This is a genomic window from Enterobacter sp. D2, assembly GCF_034427575.1.
Taxonomy (GTDB): Bacteria; Pseudomonadota; Gammaproteobacteria; order Enterobacterales; family Enterobacteriaceae; genus Enterobacter; species Enterobacter cloacae_M.
Genome location: NZ_JAXQPP010000003.1, coordinates 363,936 through 384,353, shown reverse-complemented (window position 1 = coordinate 384,353; position 20,418 = coordinate 363,936). Strand labels below are relative to the sequence as shown.

Here is a 20,418-nt window from a genome sequence, read left to right as displayed (position 1 = left end):
AGCGCCGCTGGGCAATGCTTACACCTCCGACGCCGGAACGACCCTCGGTTTTTCCGGCTTCGCTCTTACCGCCATCACCACTCCCACCACCAGCAGCGCGATCCCGCAGGCCGTAAATAGCGGCGGCACGCTCTGACGCATCAGGAAGGTATAAAGCAGTCCGGCCAGGGTTTCGAAGACAATCAGCGGCCCTAAAATCACCGTTGGCAGCTTCTGGCTGGCAATGTTCCAGCACAGCGCGCCCACCCATGAGCACAGCACCGCAATCGCAACCATCAGACCGATAAACACCCAGGGTCTTGGCCCGAAGGGCTGGGCGAAGTCTGGCAGTTGATGGCCTAACCAGATGCACGCCCCGGCATAGCCCACCAGCGAGACGGGCAGCGTGACCAGCGCCTGCGCCGTCGCCCACATCATCGGATGCTTGTCCGGGTTCTCCCGCAGCCAGCGCGCGTTGCGCAGGGCATACCATGCCCAGCACGCCACGGAAATGAACGCCAGCACAATGCCAGAGCCGTAACGCCACAGGTCAACATCCGCCTGCCCGTGACGCAGCTCGGCAATATTGACGCACACCAGCCCCACGGCGGTGCATACCAGCGCCGGCGCCATTTTTGACCACGCCAGTTTGCCATCGCGGTGGCTGTAGAGCAGGTTAGCAAAGACGGGGATGACGACCGGCAGCGTGCCGATAATCATGGTAGATACCGGCGCACCGGTACGCTGAATGGCACTCGCAAGGCAAACGTAGTAGATAAGATTGCCCATCATGGTCAGCGCCAGCGCGGTGCCCCAGTCCTGACGGCTGAGCTGACGCAGGCGCGCGCGTCCCAGCCACGCCAGGGGCAGGGCAATCAGCCCCAGCGCCAGATAGCGTCCGGTCGACTGCAATATTGCCGGATACTCGGGCACGATCAGCGGGCCGACGAAAATCAGACCCCACATCATCCCGGCCAGCAGGGCATACAACACTCCACTAATCATTTTTCCATCCACAGGTATTTACGCTGTATGCAGTGTAGGAGGGAAAAATACGCGCGTATTGTATGAGATTGCGCATTAGCGCCGGATGACTTGCTTCTGGTAGCGCACGGGCGTAATGCCGTAGCGGCGGGTAAACGCGCGGGTGAGATGCGACTGATCGGTCAGCCCGGTTGCGGCGGCGACCTCTGCGGCGGGCATGCCGTGCGTGAGGAATGCTTTGGCGCGCCAGAGGCGAATGGCCATCAGCATCTGGTGCGGCGTAACGTGAAAATGGGCTTTGAACTGGCGCTGGAAATGGTACGGGCTGAGCGATACGACGCTGGCCAGTTCGTCCAGCGTCAGGGCGCGCATATAGTTGTCGTGCAGATACTCGCGCACGCGTTCGAAGCGGTGCGCGCCCTCCTGAATCACCGGCGCGTGATGGGCCAGCGGCCGGAAGGTCTCAATCAGATCCAGCAGTAATCCTTTTTGCGCAAGCGGATCGTCCGTGTGCCACAGGCCGTAAATCAGCCAGCCGATTTGCTGCGAGCGAAGCGGGTCATGACGCGTGACATCGCTAAACCACCAGTGCCGGAGGCCGGTCACCTCTTCCAGCAGGTCGGGTTCGATATAGACCATCCGGTAGCGCCAGCCGCCTTCGGTAGCGGATTCGCCGGTATGGATCTCGTCCGGGTTCATGGTGACGACGGATTTTTCCGCCGCGAGATGCTGAGTACCGCGATAGCGAAAGCGTTCGGCGCCGGTTTCAATCGTGCCGATCCCGAAGGCTTCATGGGTATGCGGCTCAAAGGCGTAGTCAGAAATATGCGCGTGATAAAGCTCCAGGCCCGGCAGCTGCGCCAGATGGCGAAAGCGCGCGCTGTCTCTTTCATCATTAAACTGTTCCGGTACGCCTTGCACGTTGAGCCTCCTCGTGGTCATCTTTTCATTATCAGAGATGACCGGCGTTTATGCACTAAACATCTTTGCCCGGACGGTCTTACGGTAATCCCCCGGTGACACCGTGGTTTTATGCTTAAACTGGCGATTAAAGTGCGCAATATCCTGATATCCAACCGCATTCGCGATTTCCTGAATGGAAAGATTGGTGGATTGCAGCATTGTCATGGCGGATTCAATTCTGGCGGTTAATAAATACTGCAGTGGGGATATGTCGGTGGCATTTTTAAAGCGGCGATTAAAGTTGCGCAAACTCATGCCAGCCATATCTGCAAGATTCTGCATGGATATATCCGAGGCACAGTTGGCTTTTATCCAGATTTGAATTTGAATAATATCTTCATCCGGATGGGGTTTGTTTTCTTCACTGTAACACTGACGTTCAAACTGGCTACGAATTTCATGGAAAAATGTCCGTTGAGTATGTGTGGCTACACGTTTCCCGTATATTGTTTCTATAAAATGGATCGTCAGATCTGACAGGGCCTTAACGCTTGCGGCGCAGAAAATATTATCGGCCTGAGTGAGAAAATGCTTTGTCTGTAATTTTACGCTGGGGTAGTCACGCGAGAATTGTTTGAAGTAGTGCCAGTGGGTGGTGGCGGGCTTTCCGTTGAGCAGTCCCGACTCCGCCAGAAAACAGCAGCCCGTTCCGACGGCGGCGATGCGGGTTCCTCGCGCGGCCTGCTCGGTCAGCCATTCCAGAAGTTCAGGCTGTTGTCTGACCACTGCGCGAGGATTGCGCCACAGGGCAGGAAGATAGATAACGTCATAGTGTCTGTCTTCGGCAAGGGTGGTATCGGCGGTAATGCTAAAGCCACTGTGCGTCAGGATGGGCTCGCTGTTTATGCCAATGGTATTCACCTTCAGAATATTCTCCGGGCGACAGAGCCTGAAGGGTGACTTCTCCGGTTTGTGCGTGCCTGCGTGGGATGTTGTTTTTTGCTCAGCTAAATAGCTACTGGCTGCCGCTTTCCACATTTCAATCGGAAGACTGAGACCGGAACTTAGTATGCGTTCACATAACACAAATCCTATTTGTGTATTTGTCATTTTTGATTAATACCTGTTTTAACTATTATTTTTGGTAGCTCATCGTTGCCGTGGCCAAAAAAGTCAGCGTTTTGGCTGGATTTTCATATTAGCTTTTGTCGGTGATTTGTAAACTAATATCTGAAATTATCGCACTTGCTTAATAAAATAAATGCACGACCACGAGAGGAAGAATTATGGTGAAATTACCCGTAATAACGGCTTTTGGCGGCTATGGTCCAGCTGGTCGTAGTTCTTCACATCATGCATTTCGTCGCATGATTATTGAGTCATTATCGGAAAAGGAAAGGCAGGAAACATTATTATCGTTAGCCATTCTGATGGGCATGCTTAAATATGATGAAGGTGGGTATTGCGATATTTCTGGTAAAAGATTCACACCTGCTCAGGCCGCCGCGAGGATAAAAGACGAGGTGCTTGAGGGAACCCTTATCAGAAAAATTACGCGCGACTATTTTGATGTCGATGCTATTGCCAGCCATGCAAAATTGAATATGGCTTCAGGCGAAGAGGGATTAAGTTTTAATATATCTGCCAGGCAATTACCTCAACCCTTACCGGCGGGATGGCACGTTGAAGAATTAGCGGATCGGCGTGTCCGTATTACCGTTCAGGGAGAGATGGACTGCAAAATTGAGGCGTTGCTGCGCACGGAGGTTCAGGCTGCAGGGCTGTTGCCGCAGGGATTCCGTCCGGGCGACCATTACAATTCGCAGTTCCATCCGCGGGCGTTACAGATGGCGATTGTCGGGGCGTCAGATGCCATCAACGCCCTGGGGATCCCGTGGCGAGAGATACAGGCCAAAATCACGCCGGATCAGCTCGGCGTCTATTCGGGCAATATCATGGGACAGCTCGACGATTATGGCTTTGGCGGTATGCTCCAGTCGCGCCTGAAAGGCCAGCGCGTCAGCGCCAAACAGTGTCCGCTGGGCCTGAACAGCATGTGCGCTGATTTCCTCAATGCCTATGTGCTGGGTAGCGTCGGTCATACCAGCGCCACGCTGGGGGCGTGCGCCACGTTTCTGTATAACCTGAATGCGGCAGTCGAAGATATCAAAGCGGGGCGCATTCGCGTAGCCGTCGTTGGCAGCGCCGAAGCGCCGGTTACCTCAGAAGTGATTGAAGGCTTCGATGCCATGGGCGCCCTGGCAACGGAGAGCAAGCTTAAGCACATTGATGAAACGGAAACGGCCGACTGGCGCAACAGCAGCCGCCCGTTTGGCAACAGCTGCGGTTTTGTTATCGCAGAATCCAGCCAGTATGTCGTGTTAATGGACGACGAGCTGGCGCTGCAGCTTGGCGCAGAGATCCACGGTTCGGTGGGAAATGTCTTCATCAACGCTGACGGCTATAAACGTTCTATTGCGTCGCCGGGGCCGGGGAACTACATCACCATGGCGAAAGCCGTAGCCTCTGCGGTATCGATGGCCGGGATAGAGACGGTGCAGAAGGGATCGTTTATTCAGGCGCACGGATCAAGCACGCCGAAGAATTGCGTCTCCGAGGCGGATATTTTTGACCGCGTTGCGCAAGCCTTTTCGATTCGCGACTGGCCGGTGACGGCGGTGAAATCGTATCTCGGCCACTCTCTGGGCCCCGCCAGCGGCGACCAGCTGATCGGCTGCCTCGGCGTATTCCGCTATGGTATTTTGCCGGGAATTAAAAGCGTGTCCCGCATCGCGCCGCAGGTGAACAACGCGCGCTTAACCATTCCTCTTCAGGACTGCAAATTAGAGGAAGACCAGGGACAAATCGCCTTTATTAATTCAAAAGGCTTTGGCGGTAATAATGCCACGGGGGTGGTTTACTCGCCAAAGCTTACCCATCAATGGTTGCGCAAACGCTATGGGGAAGCGGTGTTTGCGGATTATCAGCAGCGTAACCGCCAGGTGCGACGTCAGGCTAACGCGTACGACCAGGCGGCGTCACAGGGGGAACTGAATGTCATTTATCTGTTCGGACAGCAGGGAATAAATGAGGAAGATATTAAGATTGATATGAATGGCATCACCATTCCCGGATTTGAAAAGCCGATAACGTACGCGACGGATAAACAATACCCGGACTTTTAATCATTATCTCTGTTTTTATTATTAATAAATAAAGGTGCCTGTATTTTCTCAGGCACCTTATTTTTGCGCAGCATAGCGTGCCGGGTAAGATGAATGACCCGGCCGCAGGAAAAAACGCTCAGGCCGTTACAGAATAGCTTTAATGCTCTGCGCCAGCGGCGTCGTTGCGCGCCCGATCAGTTTGCTCAGCGTATGGCTATCGTCAAAGAGTCCCCCTTTGGACGCACCCACATCGGAGTCCGCCAGCATATCTGCCAGCCCGGCAGGCAGGCCGACGCTTTTCAGCGCGGCGGCAAAATCCGCTTCACTGAGATTCTGATAGGCTACCGGCTTCCCGCTCTGTTTGCTGAGTTCTGCCGCCAGTTCGCTCAGCGTCCAGCCGTGGTCGCCCGCCAGTTCATAGACCTTGCCCGCGTGGCCCTCTTCTGCGATCACTTTCGCTGCCGCCGCGGCATAGTCTGCACGGGTGGCAGAGGCAATTTTGCCTTCGCCTGCCGCACCAATAAATACGCCGTGTTCCAGCGCAGGCGGCGCGCTCGCCAGGTAGTTTTCGGTATACCAGCCGTTGCGCAGCAGGGCATAAGGAATGCCGGATGCCGCCAGCGCTTTTTCAGTGGCAACGTGTTCAACGTGCAGGCCCAGTGGGGAGTTGTCCGCATGCAGTAGGCTGGTGTAGGCGATAAATTTCACACCAGCCGTTTTGGCGGCGTTAATGACGTTCTGGTGCTGGGTCGCGCGCTGGCCGACTTCGCTGGAAGAGATCAGCAGCAGCTTATCCACGCCGCTCAGCGCGGCGGTGAATGCGGCTTCATCCGTGTAGTCCGCCTGACGAACCACAATTCCCTGCTGGCTTAAGGCCTGCGCTTTCGCCGGGTTACGTACGATGGCCACAATCTGGCTGGCCGGTACGGTTTTCAGCAGCTGTTCGATAACGAGATGGCCAAGCTGGCCGGTAGCGCCGGTAATCGCGATCATGATGAATCTCCTTCGTGTTTGTCTGGTGTTGTGGCACACTAGCACCATAGCTAACTTTTAGTAAGTACGTACAAAAAGGTAAGTATGAAAACAACGATACCGACGCTCAGCGAACTCTTGCGCGATGGCAATCTTTTCGCGGAACAGTGCCCTTCACGCGAAGTGCTCAAACACGTCACCAGCCGCTGGGGTGTCCTGATTCTGCTGGCCCTGCGCCAGGGTACGCATCGCTTTAGCGATCTGCGCCGTAAAATGGGCGGGGTGAGCGAAAAGATGCTGTCCCAGTCACTCCAGGCGCTGGAGCTGGACGGGTTTGTCGATCGCGTGTCGTATCCGGTGGTGCCGCCGCACGTAGAGTATAGTCTGACGCCGATGGGGATTGAGGTGAGCGAGAAGGTCGCCGCGCTGGCGGACTGGATTGAGGTGAATACGCCGAAGGTGATGGCGAATCGGGACGATCGTGCGGCTTAAACGCCGGATATATGCGGCCTGATGCCCTCACCCTGACCCTCTCCCACAGGGAGAGGGAACAAACACGAAAAACGGCAACGCATGTTGCCGTTTTGGTTTTACTTACTCAAATCCACCTGATAAATCGCGAACCCAATATCATCCGTTGCGACCTTCTTCATCGGATACTGGGCTTTATCCTTGATAAACGCGGCTGCCTTATCGGATGGCGACGTTTCGAAGCGGATATCCAGTTTCGTATCGCTGTGGATCGGCGCGAGACGCCAGTTGTTGTCCACTGCCGGATGAATTTCGCCCGCCTTCTTCGACTCCGCGCTGATCCACGCCGCCAGCACCGAGCGGTTCTCGTCCGGCGAGGCAAAGGCGATGTGGCTATCTCCCGTACCGGCAAACTTACCGCCGTAGGCGCGGTAGTTATTGGTCACGACCAGGAAGGTGGCATTCGGGTCAATCGCCTTGCCGTTGAAGGTCAGGTTTTTGATGCGCTCCGCCTGCGGGTTGATCGCCTGACACTCGCCGTCATATTTCGCCGGCTGGGTGACGTCAATCTGGTAGTTCACGCCGTCGATCACGTCGAAGTTATAGGTACGGAAGCCGTCCCAGTTAATCAGCGACTGCGGCTTACTGCTGTGCGGGTCAATCTGGTTAAACTGTCCGGCAGAGCACTCCAGCCACTCTTTCACCTCCTGGCCCGTCGCTTTTACCACCACCAGCGTGTTCGGGTAGAGGTAGAGATCGGCGGCGTTACGGAAGGTCAGCTGGCCCTTTTCGACTTCAACATAGCTTGCCGGGTCGTTCTTACGTCCGCCCACCTTGAATGGCGCAGCCGCTGACAGAACCGGCAGTTTTGCCAGATCCGGATCGCCCTGCACAAAGTGTTCGGCATAGGCTTTCTGCGCCATGTTGACGACCTGAACGGTCGGGTCATCCTGCACCAGCGCCAGGAAGCTGTACATGTTGTCGGCGGATTTGCCGATCGGCTTGCTGACGAATTCGCGCGTGGCGTCGTGATCGTGCTTCAGCACGTCGACCAGTTTTTTATCTTCCGCCGCCAGAGATTTTTTAGCCGTAGCGTCGTAAATCGGGCGCGCTTCGGCTTTTGACTGCGTCACCTTCCAGCTGCCGCCGTCGTTATTCAGCACCAGATCCACCACGCCAAGATGGTCGCCCCACATGCCCGGCATCACCGACGGCACGCCGTTGAGCGTCCCTTTCTCAATGTCCGCCCCTTTGATGCTGGCGAAATCTTTGCCCGGGAAGACCGCGTGGGCGTGGCCGAACAGGATCGCGTCTACGCCTGGAACTTCACTCAGATAGTAAACGGAGTTTTCTGCCATGGCCTGATACGGATCGGCGGAGAGACCCGAGTGGGCGACAACGACTACCAGATCGGCGCCTTTTTCGCGCATTTCCGGCACGTATTTCCGCGCGGTTTCGGTGATGTCGTTAACGGTCACTTTGCCGTCGAGGTTAGCTTTATCCCACGTCATGATCTGCGGCGGCACAAAGCCGATATAGCCGATTTTCAGCGTCTGTTTTTTACCGTCCTGGTCGACGACGTTTGTCTCTTTAATCAGATAAGGAGTAAAGAGCGGCTTTTGGGTCTTAACATCGATGATATTGGCGTTAACGTACGGGAATTTGGCACCAGCGAGCGCATCGTGCAGGTATGTCAGACCGTAGTTGAATTCGTGGTTACCGAGGTTGCCGACGGTATAGTCCAGGGTGTTCATCGCTTTATAAACAGGATGGATCTCGCCTTTTTTCAGCCCCCTGGTCGCCATGTAATCCCCGAGCGGACTGCCCTGAATCAGATCGCCATTGTCGACCAGCACGCTGTTTTTCACTTCGCCACGCGCCGCATCGATCAGGCTTGCCGTGCGTACCAGGCCGAATTTTTCCGTCGGGGTATCTTTGTAATAGTCGAAGTCCATCATGTTGCTGTGCAGATCGGTCGTTTCCAGAATACGCAGATCTACCGTCGCCGCCTGCGCGCTCGCTGCAATCAGCGTCGCCAGAAGCGTTGCACTAAACTTAATCATCAGAGGAGTCCTTTTTTCGATGCAGAGCACAAAAGAGTATGTATCTATAGCTTGTTGCTTACAGAAATGTGAATCCTGACAGAAAAAAGTAACCTGAAACCGGAATTGCTTCACAGATAGCGGAATTGTTCACATTACGATATAACTAAAACAAAGAGTTAACCTCACTGCGTTAACAAAGAGGTGGAAAATGCTAGATAAAATTTGTCAGCTCGCACGGGATGCGGGAGATGCCATCATGCAGGTATATGACGGCAGTAAACCTATGGAGGTGGTCAGCAAAGCCGACGACTCTCCGGTCACGGCGGCGGATATCGCGGCGCATAAGGTGATCCTGAAAGGGTTACAGGCCTTAACGCCGGACATCCCCGTTCTGTCAGAAGAAGCGCCGCAAAGCTGGGACGAGCGCCAGCACTGGCAGCGCTACTGGCTGGTCGATCCGCTGGACGGGACAAAAGAGTTCATCAAGCGCAACGGTGAATTCACCGTCAATATCGCCCTGATTGAGAAGGGCAAAGCGGTGCTGGGCGTGGTCTACGCGCCGGTAATGAAGGTGATGTACAGCGCTGCAGAAGGGAAGGCGTGGAAGGAAGAGTGCGGCGTGCGCAAGCAGATCCAGGTGCGCGATGCGCGTCCGCCGCTGGTGGTGATTAGCCGCTCGCACAGCGACAACGAACTGCAGGAGTACCTGCAGCAGCTGGGTGAACACCAGACCACCTCGATTGGCTCATCGCTGAAATTCTGCCTGGTGGCGGAAGGCCATGCGCAGCTCTACCCTCGCTTTGGGCCAACCAACGTCTGGGATACCGCGGCAGGTCATGCCGTTGCCGCGGCCGCCGGGGCGCATGTTCATGACTGGCAGGGCAAGCCGCTTGACTATACCCCGCGTGAATCCTTCCTCAACCCCGGCTTCCGCGTCTCTATCTACTGAGCCAGCAGCTTATGCAGCAGGTCGACAACCTGCTGCACCTCTTCCTGGGTTAACGCGCCGTCTTTCGCCCACTGTACGCGGCCCTCTTTATCCAGCACGATAATCGCGGAGCTCTCTTCCTCCAGCTGCCAGGCCTTACGGGTTACGCCGTTGCTGTCGACGATAAACTGCGACCACGGGTAGAGCTTTTTATTGCTCTCAAGACTGGAGCGCACAAACATTCCGGAGCCCGGAATGGCGTCGTCGGTGTTAACAATGGTGGTCGTCTGGTAGCGGTCGTGAGGGAATTTTGCGGCCTTGATCGCTTCCACCAGGTTGGCATTTTTCTCTTTTGCGGATGTACGACCGGCAATATGTTGTACAACTCTCACTTTGCCCGCGAGCTGCGCGCTATTCCAGGGTTTGTAGCTAAACTTATCATTGTCGAGAATCAATTCTCCCCGGTCAGCAATGCCGACTGGCGGTACTCGTTGTCCTTTTTCAATGTTGTGAGCGGAAGCCCACAGGGGCAGCAGCAGGCAGGCTGCTGCAAGGATATTACGTAGGGTCATGGCGTTTCCTTATTGTTTGCAGGTGATCCGACCACTTGGTCTTGCGCTTTTAATCATAAGTGCGATCAATGTGGTTTTCCCGCAATCCGGATGCCAGTTTGCGGGCGAACGCACATATCCATGAAAAAACGACGGCTTATACTGCGCCCGGTCACGCTTTGCAAAGATTATTCTGAATAATTGTAATCAAACGGTAAATAAACTTATGCACACTGGGTAACACCGTAGTTCTGGTCTATAGTCATTGGGCATTAAAATTTGCGCTCAGGACAGTCGGGCCGATTGTGGCACCGCAAGAGCGTATGATTCGCAGGAGATACAAGAATGAAAATTTTCCAACGCTACAACCCGCTTCAGGTGGCGAAGTACGTGAAGATCCTGTTCCGTGGACGGTTGTATATCAAGGATGTTGGCGCTTTTGAGTTTGATAAGGGCAAGATCCTTGTCCCAAAAGTGAAGGACAAACAGCACCTGTCTGTGATGTCCGAAGTCAACCGTCAGGTTATGCGTCTGCAGACTGAGATGGCTTAACCAACGTGCTATGCAGTAGTTAAAAAAAACGGCTCCCAATGGGAGCCGTTGATGTTTGTGGGGCCAGAATTTTACGCCGACACCTTCTCTTCCGCGTCCGGCAGCTTTGGCACCAGTACGGTCGGTTTGTTGTCGATGCGCGTCACCAGCAGCTGGTCGATGCGGTAGTTATCAATATCCACCACCTCAAACTTGTAGCCGGAGAACTTCACCGAGTCGGTACGTTTCGGGATTTTACGCAGCATAAACATCATAAAGCCGCCAATGGTCTCGTAGTTACCGGACTGCGGGAACTCGTCGATATCCAGCACGCGCATCACGTCTTCAATCGGCGTGCCGCCATCAATCAGCCATGAATTATCGTCACGCTGAACAATCTGCTCTTCCAGCCCCTGGCCAACCAGGTCGCCCATCAGCGTGGTCATCACGTCGTTCAGGGTGATAATACCCACCACCAGCGCGTATTCGTTCATGATAACCGCGAAGTCTTCCCCGGCGGTTTTGAAACTTTCCAGCGCTTCTGAGAGCGTCAGGGTGTCCGGCACAATCAGGGTGTTGCGGATCTGCACGCCGCTGTTAAGCGCCAGGCTCTGGTTTGCCAGCACGCGGTTCAGCAGGTCTTTGGAGTCGACGTAACCGATGATGTGGTCAATATCTTCATTACAGACCAGGAACTTAGAGTGCGGATGCTGCGCCACTTTGTTCTTCAGGCTCTGCTCATCTTCATGTAAATCGAACCAGATAATGCTTTCACGGCCCGTCATGGAAGACGGCACGGTACGGGATTCCAGTTCGAATACGTTCTCAATCAGCTCGTGCTCTTGCTTGCGCAGCACCCCGGCCAGCGCGCCGGCTTCTACTACCGCATAGATGTCGTCAGAGGTGATGTCGTCTTTACGCACCATAGGCAGCTTAAAGATGCGGAAAATCACGTTCGCCAGGCCGTTAAAGAACCACACCAGCGGACGAAACACGTACAGACAGAAGCGCATCGGGTTGATGATACGCAAAGCCACAGCTTCTGGCGCAATCATACCGATGCGTTTCGGGGTCAGGTCTGCAAAGAGGATGAACAGGCCGGTTACCAGCGAGAAGGAGAGGATAAAGCTGAGCTGTTCGGCCAGTTCAACGGACATGTACTTAACAAACAGACTATAAAACGCCGGGGAAAACGCCGCATCACCCACGATACCGCCGAGAATGGCGACCGCGTTGAGGCCAATCTGCACCACGGTGAAGAACATCCCGGGGTTTTCCTGCATTTTCAGGATGCGGGTGGCATTGATGTTGCCTTCATCGGCAAGCAGCTTCAGTTTGATTTTACGGGACGCGGCCAGCGAGATCTCAGATATCGAGAAAAACGCGCTGACGGCAATCAGACAAAGTATTACTAAAATACTGTTTAACATAGTTTATCCGGCTTATCGCCAGATCCTCAGAAGGGGAGTTGATACCATTTGTGTGAAAACACATTGAAAATCAGCTCGTAGCGTTGAGCCGATTATTTCAGCGGGTAGTATAGCGTAAAGAGATGTAAATCTGCCAGAGGTCACAATTTGGCGAAGATGGCTGGCGGGGGCGGCTGGTGGATGGATGTTAAGCTATGAGACAACGCTGTCGCTTCTTTGAGCGCCACGCGGCTCGCGTGGCGCTGGGTAGGTATCAGGCCAGCTGTGGCGGCAGGCAGACGCCGATGCCTCCGATGCCGCAGTAGCCGTACGGGTTTTTATGCAGATACTGCTGGTGATCGTCCTCGGCATAGTAGAACGGTTTCGCGGTGGTGATTTCGGTCGTCACCTCGCGCGTATCGCCCGCTTCACGCATGGCCTGCTGGAAACGCTCAAGGCTGGCGCGCGCGGCGGCATCCTGTTCGGGCGTGAGCGGATAAATAGCCGAACGGTACTGTGTGCCGTGGTCGTTGCCCTGACGCATGCCCTGCGCCGGGTCGTGGTTCTCCCAGAAGACCTGCAGCAGCTGTTCGTAGCTGATTACCGCAGGGTCATAGACCACGCGCACCGCTTCCGCATGCCCGGTTTCGCCGGAGCAGACTTCGCGATAGGTAGGATTCGGCGTGTAACCGCCCGTGTAGCCAGCCGCCGTGCTGTAAACGCCGGGGAGTTGCCAGAAGAGGCGCTCAACGCCCCAGAAACAGCCCATGGCGAACAGGGCGATTTCCATTCCCTCCGGCACGTTGGTCATGGAGTGGTTATTGACGGCGTGTAAGGTCGCCACAGGCATAGGGGTGTTGCGTCCCGGTAATGCATCAGCTTGTGAAACCAGATGCTTTTTGTCGAATAAACTCACGATGGGGCCTCCCGGGGTGCGATGTTTCAGTTAAGGTTGTCACGAAGCGTTTAATTGAACACAATAAATGCGCTGAATCAGTCTAGATTTAATCATAAGAAATATTTGGGTGTTACACCCATTTTCAACCCGCGATTCGGGTTTTTGGCCACAGGCCGTATTTTGCCGCGGAGCGGCACTTCATTTGCTTCCAGGGTGGAAACAGGGATATTCAGGAGAAAACGTGACAAAAATCCGCCAGTTATGTTTAGTCAGTGTGTTGCTGACAAGCGGGATTGCCAGCGCGGCGAATGTCCGTTTGCAGGTTGAGGGGTTATCCGGGGCGCTACAAAAAAACGTGCGTGCGCAGTTGTCGACCATCCAGAGTGATGAGGTGACGCCGGACCGGCGTTTTCGCGCGCGCGTGGATGACGCCATCCGTGAAGGGCTGAAAGCGCTGGGGTATTACGAACCCACCATTGATTTCGATCTCCGCCCGCCGCCAAAGAAGGGGCGCCAGGTCCTTATTGCCCGCGTTTCGCCGGGTGAGCCGGTACTGATTGGCGGTACGAACGTCATCCTCCGCGGCGGGGCGCGTACCGACCGGGATTATCTGGACCTGCTCAGCACGCGGCCGAAAATCGGTACCGTGCTTAACCACGGTGACTACGACCATTTCAAAAAAGAGCTGACGAACGTTTCCCTGCGTAAGGGCTACTTCGACAGCCAGTTCAATAAAAGCCAGCTGGGGATTGCGCTGGATCGGCGTCAGGCCTTCTGGGATATCGACTACGACAGCGGAGAACGCTACCGTTTTGGCGATGTCACGTTTGAAGGTTCGCAAATTCGTGAAGAGTATCTGCAAAACCTCGTGCCGTTCAAAAAAGGGGATTACTACCAGTCGAGGGACCTGGCGGAACTGAACCGTCGTCTTTCCGCTACCGGCTGGTTTAACTCCGTGGTTGTCGCACCGGAATTTGATAAGTCTCGCAAAACGAAGGTGTTGCCGCTGCATGGCGTTGTTTCGCCGCGCACCGAGAACACCATTGAGACCGGTGTTGGCTACTCGACGGATGTTGGACCACGCGTGAGAACCTCGTGGAAAAAACCGTGGATGAACTCGTACGGTCACAGCCTGACCACCAGCCTGAGCCTCTCTGCGCCCGAGCAGCAGCTGGATTTCAGCTACAAAATGCCGCTGCTGAAAAATCCGCTTGAGCAATATTACCTTCTGCAGGGCGGTTTTAAGCGCACCGACTTGAACGACACCAAGCAGGACTCTACGACGCTTGCGGTCTCACGCTTCTGGGATCTCTCCAGCGGCTGGCAGCGCGCCATTAACCTGCGCTGGAGCCTGGACCACTTTACCCAGGCCAACGTCACCAATACCACCATGCTGCTTTATCCGGGCGTGATGATCAGCCGTACCCGCTCGCGCGGGGGCCTGATGCCGACCTGGGGCGACTCACAGCGCTACTCGATCGATTATTCCAACTCCGCCTGGGGCTCCGACGTGGACTTCTCCGTCCTGCAGGCGCAAAACGTCTGGATCCGCACGCTGTATGACAAACACCGCTTTGTGATGCGCGGCAATCTCGGCTGGATTGAAACGGGAGACTTCGAGCGCGTTCCGCCGGATCTGCGCTTCTTCGCCGGGGGCGACCGCAGCATTCGTGGGTATAAGTACAAATCGATCTCACCTGAGAACGAAAAGGGCCAGCTGACCGGTGCGTCAAAACTGGCGACGGGATCGCTGGAGTATCAGTACAACGTCAGCGGAAAGTGGTGGGGCGCCATGTTTGTTGACGGCGGTGAAGCGGTGAACGATATCCGCCGCAGCGACTTTAAAACCGGCGCGGGCGTGGGCGTACGCTGGCAGTCTCCAGTCGGACCCATCAAGCTCGACTTCGCCGTGCCTGTCGGCGACAAAGATGAACACGGATTACAGTTTTACATCGGTCTGGGGCCTGAATTATGAGTTTATGGAAGAAAATAAGCCTCGGGGTGCTGATTTTTATCGTGCTGCTGCTCGGTACGGTGGCGTTTCTGGTGGGAACGACGACCGGGCTGCATCTGCTGTTTAACGCTGCGAACCGCTGGGTGCCGGGGCTGGAGATTGGCCAGGTTACGGGCGGCTGGCGCGATCTGCGTCTGAAGAACATCCGCTACGAGCAGCCGGGCGTGGCGGTGAACGCCGGGGAGTTCCACCTGGCGGTGAAGCTGGGCTGCCTGCGTGACAGCAAGCTCTGCGTCAACGATCTGGCGCTAAAAGACGTCAACGTGGCGATAGATTCGAAAAAAATGCCGAAGTCTGCGCCGGTCGAGGAGGAGGACAGCGGCCCGCTGAATCTCTCCACGCCGTACCCGATCGCGCTCTATCGGGTCGCGCTCGATAACGTCAATATCAAAATCGACGACACTACCGTGTCCGTGATGGATTTCACCTCCGGCCTGCGCTGGCAGGAGAAAAACCTCACCCTGACGCCGACGTCCCTGCAGGGATTGCTGATCGCGCTGCCGAAGGTGGCCGACGTGGCGCAGGAAGAGATCGTCGAGCCGAAGATCCAGAATCCGCAGCCGGAAGAAAAGCCGCTGGGCGAAACGCTGAAAGATCTCTTCTCGAAGCCTGTGCTGCCGGAAATGACCGACGTTCATCTGCCACTAAATCTCAACATCGAGGAGTTCAAAGGCGAGCAGCTGCGCCTGACCGGCGATACCGATCTGACGGTCTATAACATGCTGCTGAAAGTCAGCAGCATTGACGGCAACATGAAGCTCGACGCGCTGGATATCGACACCAATCAGGGCTCGGTGAATGCGTCGGGGAATGCCCTGCTGCGCGACAACTGGCCGGTGGACATTACGCTTAACAGTGCCCTCAACATCGATCCGCTGAAAGGCGAAAAGGTGAAGGTCAAAGTGGGCGGGGCGCTGCGCGATAAGCTGGACGTCGGGGTGAATCTCTCCGGCCCGGTGGACATGGTCCTGCGCGCACAAACGCAGCTGGCGGAAGCCGGGCTGCCGCTCAATCTTGAGGTTGTCAGCAAGCAGCTTTACTGGCCCTTCACCGGCGAAAAGCAGTTCCAGGCCGATGACCTGAAGCTGAAGCTGAGCGGCAAGATGACCGACTACACGCTCTCGTTCCGCACCGCCGTGAAGGGGCAGGGCGTGCCGCCCGCGAACATCGCGCTGGATGCGAAGGGCAACGAACAGCAGGTCAACCTCGACAAGCTGACCGTCGCGGCGCTGGAAGGTAAAACCGAGCTGACCGCGCTGCTTGACTGGCAGCAGGCGATCAGCTGGCGCGGCGAGCTGAAGCTGACGGGCATTAACACCGCCAAAGAGGTGCCGGACTGGCCGTCGAAGCTGGATGGCCTGATTAAAACCCGCGGCAGCCTGTACGGCGGTACGTGGCAGATGGACGTGCCGGAAATCAAGCTCACCGGGAACGTGAAGCAGAACAAGGTTAACGTTGAAGGCTCGGTAAAAGGCAACAGCTATCTGCAGTGGGTTATCCCGGGGCTGCACGTGGCGCTGGGCCGCAACACGGCGGATATCAAAGGCGAGCTGGGGGTGAAGGATCTCAACCTGGACGCCACCATCGACGCGCCGAATATCGACAACGCCCTGCCGGGTCTGGGCGGCACGGCGAAAGGTCTCGTGAAAGTGCGCGGTACGGTGGAGGCACCGCAGCTGCTGGCGGACATTACCGCCAATAACCTGCGCTGGCAGGAGCTGAGCGTTGCCCGCGTCCGCGTGGAAGGGGATGTGAAATCCACCGATCAGATCGGCGGTAGCCTGAACCTGCGCGTGGAGCGCATTTCTCAGCCGGACGTGAACATTAGCCTGGTCACCCTGGACGCCAAAGGGAACGAGAAGCAGCACGACCTCCAGCTGCGCGTGCAGGGCGAGCCGGTCTCCGGCCAGCTTCACCTCACCGGCAGCTTCGACCGCAAGGAAGAACGCTGGAAAGGGACGCTGGACAACACCCGCTTCAATACGCCGGTCGGGCCGCTGGCGCTCTCGCGATCCATTGCCCTCGACTACCGCAATGCCGAGCAGAAGATCAGCATTGGGCCACACTGCTGGACCAACCCGAATGCGGAGCTGTGCGTGCCGCAGACCATCGATGCGGGTGCGGAAGGGCGTGCGCAGATCAACCTCAATCGCTTCGATCTGGCGATGCTGAAGCCGTTTATGCCGGACACAACCCAGGCCAGCGGCGTCTTCAGCGGGAAAGCCGATGTGGCCTGGGACACTACCAAAGAGGGGCTGCCGCAGGGCAGCGTCACGCTGTCAGGGCGTAACGTGAAGGTGACGCAGGAGGTCAACGACGCGCCGCTGCCGGTGGCTTTCGACACCCTGAACCTGAGTGCCGATCTGCATAACAATCGCGCACAGCTGGGGTGGACGATCCGCCTGACCAACAACGGTCAGCTGGACGGGCAGGTCCAGATTACCGATCCGCAGGGACGACGTAATCTGGGCGGCAACGTCAACGTCCGTAACTTCAACCTGGCGATGGTGAACCCGATTTTCGCGCGCGGGGAAAAAGCGGAGGGTATGCTGAACGCTAACCTGCGGCTGGCCGGTAACGTGCAAAACCCGCAGCTGTTCGGTCAGATGCGGCTCAGCGGCGTGGATATCGACGGCAACTTCATGCCGTTTGACATGCAGCCCAGCCAGATAGCGATGAACTTCAACGGCATGAGCTCGACGCTGAGCGGCTCGGTATTGACGCAGCAAGGGCAAATCAACCTGAGCGGCGACGCGGACTGGAGCCAGCTAGACAACTGGCGCGCCCGTATTGCCGCGAAGGGCAGCAAGGTGCGCATCACCGTACCGCCGATGGTGCGCCTGGACGTCTCGCCTGATGTGGTCTTTGAAGCCACGCCAAGCCTCTTCACGCTTGACGGACGCGTCGACGTGCCGTGGGCGCGCATCGTGGTTCACGACGTGCCGGAAAGCGCGGTCGGCGTCTCAAGTGATGAAGTTATGCTCAATGAAAATCTGAGACCTATAGAACAGAAGAGCGCGGGCATACCGATTAATAGCAACCTTATCGTGCACGTGGGGAATAACGTGCGGTTGGATGCGTTTGGGCTGAAGGCGAGGCTCACGGGCGATCTGAAAGTGGCGCAGGATAAACAGGGGCTTGGCCTGAACGGGCAGATCAATATTCCTGAAGGGCGTTTCCACGCCTATGGTCAGGATCTGATTGTGCGCAAAGGCGAGCTGCTGTTCTCCGGTCCACCGGATCAGCCCCTGTTGAACATCGAAGCGATTCGTAACCCGGAAGCGACGGAAAACGACGTCATTGCTGGCGTTCGCGTCACCGGTTCTGCCGACGAGCCGAAGGCGGAGATCTTCTCTGACCCGGCGATGTCGCAGCAGGAAGCTCTCTCTTATCTGCTGCGTGGACAAGGTCTGGACAGCGGACAAAGCGACAGTGCGGCGATGACCTCGATGTTAGTGGGTCTGGGGGTTGCACAAAGTGGGCAGGTTGTGGGTAAAATCGGCGAGACGTTCGGCGTAAGCAATCTGGCGCTGGACACCCAGGGCGTGGGTGACTCCTCGCAGGTGGTGGTCAGCGGCTATGTACTGCCGGGTCTGCAGGTAAAATATGGTGTGGGGATCTTTGACTCACTGGCAACTCTCACGTTACGCTATCGCCTGATGCCCAAGCTATATCTGGAAGCAGTGTCCGGCGTAGACCAGGCACTTGATCTGCTCTATCAGTTTGAGTTTTAGCAATGCGAATATTTGTCTACGGCAGTTTACGAACCAAGCAAGGCAACAGTCACTGGATGACCAATGCCCTGCTGCTGGGGAATTACAATATCGAGAACTACCAGTTGTACAGCCTGGGCCACTATCCAGGCGCGGTTCCGGGCGAAGGAACAGTACAGGGTGAAGTCTATCGTATTGATAACGCGACGCTTGCCGAACTTGATGCCTTGCGCACCAGGGGCGGTGAATACGCACGCCAGTTGATCCAGACGCCGTACGGAAGTGCGTGGATGTACGTCTACCAGCGTCCGGTCGAAGGGTTAACGCGGATTGTAAGCGGTAACTGGTTAGACAGAGACCAGTACTGAAAAAAAACAACGCCACCGTGAGGTGGCGTTGTTTTTTTATTCTTTCAATTCTCTTCTGTATCCCGGCGTCGGGTTAAAAACAGAGGAACGAACAGCATGATGTACGGGGCAATAAGCCATAAAAAACACAAGGCTCGTGAACGGCCATAGTAGTTTATGCACCGTGTATTGCTTGAAATGACGGGCAGAAAAAACAGTAAAAACAGCAGAATCACATAATCGCTTCGATAAGGGATCCATAAGTAAAACAAAAACCAGGCAAGCTGGAATGTCATGATGCAGAGATACTGCCATTTGCTGTCTTTGCCGTAACAGTCAAACGCCTTTATGTAGCCCATCTTTATGCTTTGAAGAAAGAAACTTAGCATGTATAACGCTCACGATCGCGACGGTCAGGAGTGTGCTCGTCAGCAACGCCCCTAAAAAATAGCCGTGGGTGATATCAGTAGCACCCGAGCCTAACGTATGCAACTTACTATATCCTCTATCTACTGCAACAAAAAGCGTATATAGCCCGATGTTAATACAGAACTGCAGCAGACAAGAAACGACGATATTTCTGGGAATTCTTTTTAATAGAGTGAGTAACGCATAAATAATGCTTGATGATAGAGCGAAGTAAAGTCCGTTAAATAAACTGGATAGTAAGGAGCTATTTATTTCGCTGAATATTAAATTATCGCTTCCATAGTACCATGCGAGGTATTCATTATACGTGCTTCTGCCAAAGATAAAGGCGGCAATAATAAGGACGAATAGACTCACGATATGTCTTTTCTTACTCATAATTTTGCTCCCTTAGATAGCAGTTCCTTCATCGTTTTACTGGCTTCTAGCTGATCTTTGATTATGGCAAGATCACGAGTGTTGTGATTATATTTTGCAATAGCAGTTGGCGTACCTTTACCACCATTGTCCATAAAGAAGACAATATCCTTACGACCATAAAGAAGAACTTGTGGGATGGGATCACGCCCATAACTCACCGCCTGCGGAAGAGAGTGGATAGACTCTGTCGTGAGGAAGCGAGGAATATTTTCATGCTCAATATTACCTAAAGGCGTTGTGGCAACAAGGGAGCCGATAAAATCGGTCGTATACACTAACGCATCTGTATCTTTGGTCGTTACTTTTGAACCTGTAATATATTTTATCTGTTGCCAAAGGGTAATATCTTTAGGGATAACCTTAACACCATCCATAAACATATCTTGCTTGCGTTTTAGCTGAATGACGGTACGGTGCACCTGTGTCAAAGAGGGGCTGATTTCCCCAACAGAAGGCATAAGGCCATCGCGGGAATACAGTCGTTCAATGATAAAATAAATTCCAGTTGGGCGGGCAACATCAATGTTAATGGATGACATATGAATCCTAAAATGAATGGGGATTAATGTTCATCATGACAGTATGTTATTAACAGCCAGGCTATTCAACCACTCCCACCATAAATGATAGGGTGTCTTTTTTGTTTTTAATACCCTG

At 55.0% G+C, this 20,418-nt stretch carries 17 protein-coding genes; 7 read left to right on the top strand and 10 right to left on the bottom strand.

The annotated features are described in order from the left end of the window. Positions 1–18: 18 nt before the first annotated feature. The 3 genes from SPG90_RS17255 to SPG90_RS17245 form a co-directional block, all read right to left on the bottom strand. Positions 19–984: a DMT family transporter gene (locus SPG90_RS17255; RefSeq protein ID WP_063409285.1), complete on the bottom strand. Its 966-nt coding sequence runs from the start codon at positions 982–984 to the stop codon at positions 19–21. Between the two features lie 75 nt (positions 985–1,059). After that, the gene (locus tag SPG90_RS17250; RefSeq protein ID WP_126303715.1) at positions 1,060–1,884 is read right to left on the bottom strand and encodes an AraC family transcriptional regulator; all 825 of its coding nucleotides are present in this window, start codon (positions 1,882–1,884) and stop codon (positions 1,060–1,062) included. Between the two features lie 48 nt (positions 1,885–1,932). After that, complete coding sequence (locus SPG90_RS17245) at positions 1,933–2,976, bottom strand: GlxA family transcriptional regulator (RefSeq protein WP_241238596.1); 1,044 nt, start codon at positions 2,974–2,976, stop codon at positions 1,933–1,935. 620 nt (positions 2,977–3,596) lie between these two features. On the opposite strand from SPG90_RS17245, the gene SPG90_RS17240 reads away from it, so the two are divergent. Then, positions 3,597–5,051 carry a beta-ketoacyl synthase gene (locus SPG90_RS17240; protein WP_274621483.1) on the top strand — a complete coding sequence of 485 codons (1,455 nt, stop codon included), beginning with the start codon at positions 3,597–3,599 and terminating at the stop codon, positions 5,049–5,051. A gap of 126 nt (positions 5,052–5,177) precedes the next feature. Here the strand turns inward: SPG90_RS17240 and SPG90_RS17235 are convergent, their stop codons facing one another. Beyond that, the gene (locus SPG90_RS17235) at positions 5,178–6,026 is read right to left on the bottom strand and encodes an SDR family oxidoreductase (RefSeq protein WP_047743012.1); all 849 of its coding nucleotides are present in this window, start codon (positions 6,024–6,026) and stop codon (positions 5,178–5,180) included. A gap of 84 nt (positions 6,027–6,110) precedes the next feature. Between SPG90_RS17235 and SPG90_RS17230 the strand changes: the two genes are divergently transcribed. After that, the gene (locus SPG90_RS17230; protein ID WP_322408256.1) at positions 6,111–6,497 is read left to right on the top strand and encodes a helix-turn-helix domain-containing protein; all 387 of its coding nucleotides are present in this window, start codon (positions 6,111–6,113) and stop codon (positions 6,495–6,497) included. A gap of 98 nt (positions 6,498–6,595) precedes the next feature. Here the strand turns inward: SPG90_RS17230 and SPG90_RS17225 are convergent, their stop codons facing one another. Next, positions 6,596–8,539 carry a bifunctional 2',3'-cyclic-nucleotide 2'-phosphodiesterase/3'-nucleotidase gene (locus SPG90_RS17225; RefSeq protein ID WP_248162511.1) on the bottom strand — a complete coding sequence of 648 codons (1,944 nt, stop codon included), beginning with the start codon at positions 8,537–8,539 and terminating at the stop codon, positions 6,596–6,598. Between the two features lie 190 nt (positions 8,540–8,729). Between SPG90_RS17225 and cysQ the strand changes: the two genes are divergently transcribed. Continuing rightward, positions 8,730–9,470 carry a 3'(2'),5'-bisphosphate nucleotidase CysQ gene (gene cysQ, locus SPG90_RS17220; RefSeq protein WP_045402298.1) on the top strand — a complete coding sequence of 247 codons (741 nt, stop codon included), beginning with the start codon at positions 8,730–8,732 and terminating at the stop codon, positions 9,468–9,470. Here the strand turns inward: cysQ and SPG90_RS17215 are convergent. Then, on the bottom strand, positions 9,464–10,021 hold the full coding sequence (locus SPG90_RS17215; protein WP_023310161.1) for a YtfJ family protein: 558 nt from the start codon (positions 10,019–10,021) through the stop codon (positions 9,464–9,466). The two genes, cysQ and SPG90_RS17215, sit on opposite strands and share 7 nt — an antisense overlap. Positions 10,022–10,345: 324 nt before the next feature. On the opposite strand from SPG90_RS17215, the gene SPG90_RS17210 reads away from it, so the two are divergent. Then, complete coding sequence (locus tag SPG90_RS17210) at positions 10,346–10,552, top strand: DUF1107 domain-containing protein (protein WP_008501430.1); 207 nt, start codon at positions 10,346–10,348, stop codon at positions 10,550–10,552. Positions 10,553–10,623: 71 nt separating this feature from the next. Here the strand turns inward: SPG90_RS17210 and SPG90_RS17205 are convergent, their stop codons facing one another. Together SPG90_RS17205 and msrA are read right to left on the bottom strand one after the other, a co-directional pair. Then, positions 10,624–11,961, bottom strand: coding sequence for a hemolysin family protein (locus SPG90_RS17205; RefSeq protein ID WP_023310162.1), 1,338 nt, complete (start codon positions 11,959–11,961; stop codon positions 10,624–10,626). 253 nt (positions 11,962–12,214) lie between these two features. After that, on the bottom strand, positions 12,215–12,856 hold the full coding sequence (gene msrA, locus SPG90_RS17200) for a peptide-methionine (S)-S-oxide reductase MsrA (RefSeq protein WP_023310171.1): 642 nt from the start codon (positions 12,854–12,856) through the stop codon (positions 12,215–12,217). 223 nt (positions 12,857–13,079) lie between these two features. Here msrA and tamA point away from each other — a divergent pair, with 223 nt between their 5' ends. The 3 genes from tamA to SPG90_RS17185 are packed head-to-tail and all read left to right on the top strand — an operon-like array spanning position 13,080 to position 18,933. After that, the gene (tamA, locus tag SPG90_RS17195; RefSeq protein ID WP_126303708.1) at positions 13,080–14,813 is read left to right on the top strand and encodes an autotransporter assembly complex protein TamA; all 1,734 of its coding nucleotides are present in this window, start codon (positions 13,080–13,082) and stop codon (positions 14,811–14,813) included. Continuing rightward, complete coding sequence (gene tamB / locus SPG90_RS17190; protein ID WP_126303706.1) at positions 14,810–18,586, top strand: autotransporter assembly complex protein TamB; 3,777 nt, start codon at positions 14,810–14,812, stop codon at positions 18,584–18,586. The genes tamA and tamB overlap by 4 nt, the downstream gene beginning before the upstream one ends. 2 nt (positions 18,587–18,588) lie before the next feature. Then, positions 18,589–18,933 (top strand): gamma-glutamylcyclotransferase family protein, encoded by a 345-nt coding sequence (locus SPG90_RS17185; protein WP_014830431.1) that lies wholly within the window; start codon positions 18,589–18,591, stop codon positions 18,931–18,933. Between the two features lie 315 nt (positions 18,934–19,248). On the opposite strand, the gene SPG90_RS17180 is transcribed toward SPG90_RS17185, so the two are convergent. Next, entirely contained in the window at positions 19,249–19,719 is a 471-nt protein-coding gene (locus tag SPG90_RS17180) for a hypothetical protein (RefSeq protein WP_045402308.1), read from the bottom strand. Further along, positions 19,716–20,300, bottom strand: a complete 585-nt coding sequence (locus tag SPG90_RS17175) for a hypothetical protein (protein ID WP_045402311.1) — start codon at positions 20,298–20,300, stop codon at positions 19,716–19,718. Before SPG90_RS17175 ends, SPG90_RS17180 begins: the two co-directional genes overlap by 4 nt. Positions 20,301–20,418 lie beyond the last annotated feature (118 nt).

Excerpts from the sequence above, each read along its gene's own strand:
- SPG90_RS17255 (WP_063409285.1), bottom strand. The coding sequence starts at position 984 with ATGATTAGTGGAGTGTTGTATGCCCTGCTGGCCGGGATGATGTGGGGT.
- SPG90_RS17245 (WP_241238596.1), bottom strand. The coding sequence starts at position 2,976 with ATGACAAATACACAAATAGGATTTGTGTTATGTGAACGCATACTAAGT.
- SPG90_RS17240 (WP_274621483.1), top strand. The coding sequence starts at position 3,597 with ATGGACTGCAAAATTGAGGCGTTGCTGCGCACGGAGGTTCAGGCTGCA.
- SPG90_RS17235 (WP_047743012.1), bottom strand. The coding sequence starts at position 6,026 with ATGATCGCGATTACCGGCGCTACCGGCCAGCTTGGCCATCTCGTTATC.
- SPG90_RS17230 (WP_322408256.1), top strand. The coding sequence starts at position 6,111 with ATGAAAACAACGATACCGACGCTCAGCGAACTCTTGCGCGATGGCAAT.
- SPG90_RS17225 (WP_248162511.1), bottom strand. The coding sequence starts at position 8,539 with ATGATTAAGTTTAGTGCAACGCTTCTGGCGACGCTGATTGCAGCGAGC.
- cysQ (WP_045402298.1), top strand. The coding sequence starts at position 8,730 with ATGCTAGATAAAATTTGTCAGCTCGCACGGGATGCGGGAGATGCCATC.
- SPG90_RS17215 (WP_023310161.1), bottom strand. The coding sequence starts at position 10,021 with ATGACCCTACGTAATATCCTTGCAGCAGCCTGCCTGCTGCTGCCCCTG.
- SPG90_RS17210 (WP_008501430.1), top strand. The coding sequence starts at position 10,346 with ATGAAAATTTTCCAACGCTACAACCCGCTTCAGGTGGCGAAGTACGTG.
- SPG90_RS17205 (WP_023310162.1), bottom strand. The coding sequence starts at position 11,961 with ATGTTAAACAGTATTTTAGTAATACTTTGTCTGATTGCCGTCAGCGCG.
- tamB (WP_126303706.1), top strand. The coding sequence starts at position 14,810 with ATGAGTTTATGGAAGAAAATAAGCCTCGGGGTGCTGATTTTTATCGTG.
- SPG90_RS17185 (WP_014830431.1), top strand. The coding sequence starts at position 18,589 with ATGCGAATATTTGTCTACGGCAGTTTACGAACCAAGCAAGGCAACAGT.
- SPG90_RS17180 (WP_045402308.1), bottom strand. The coding sequence starts at position 19,719 with ATGAGTAAGAAAAGACATATCGTGAGTCTATTCGTCCTTATTATTGCC.
- SPG90_RS17175 (WP_045402311.1), bottom strand. The coding sequence starts at position 20,300 with ATGTCATCCATTAACATTGATGTTGCCCGCCCAACTGGAATTTATTTT.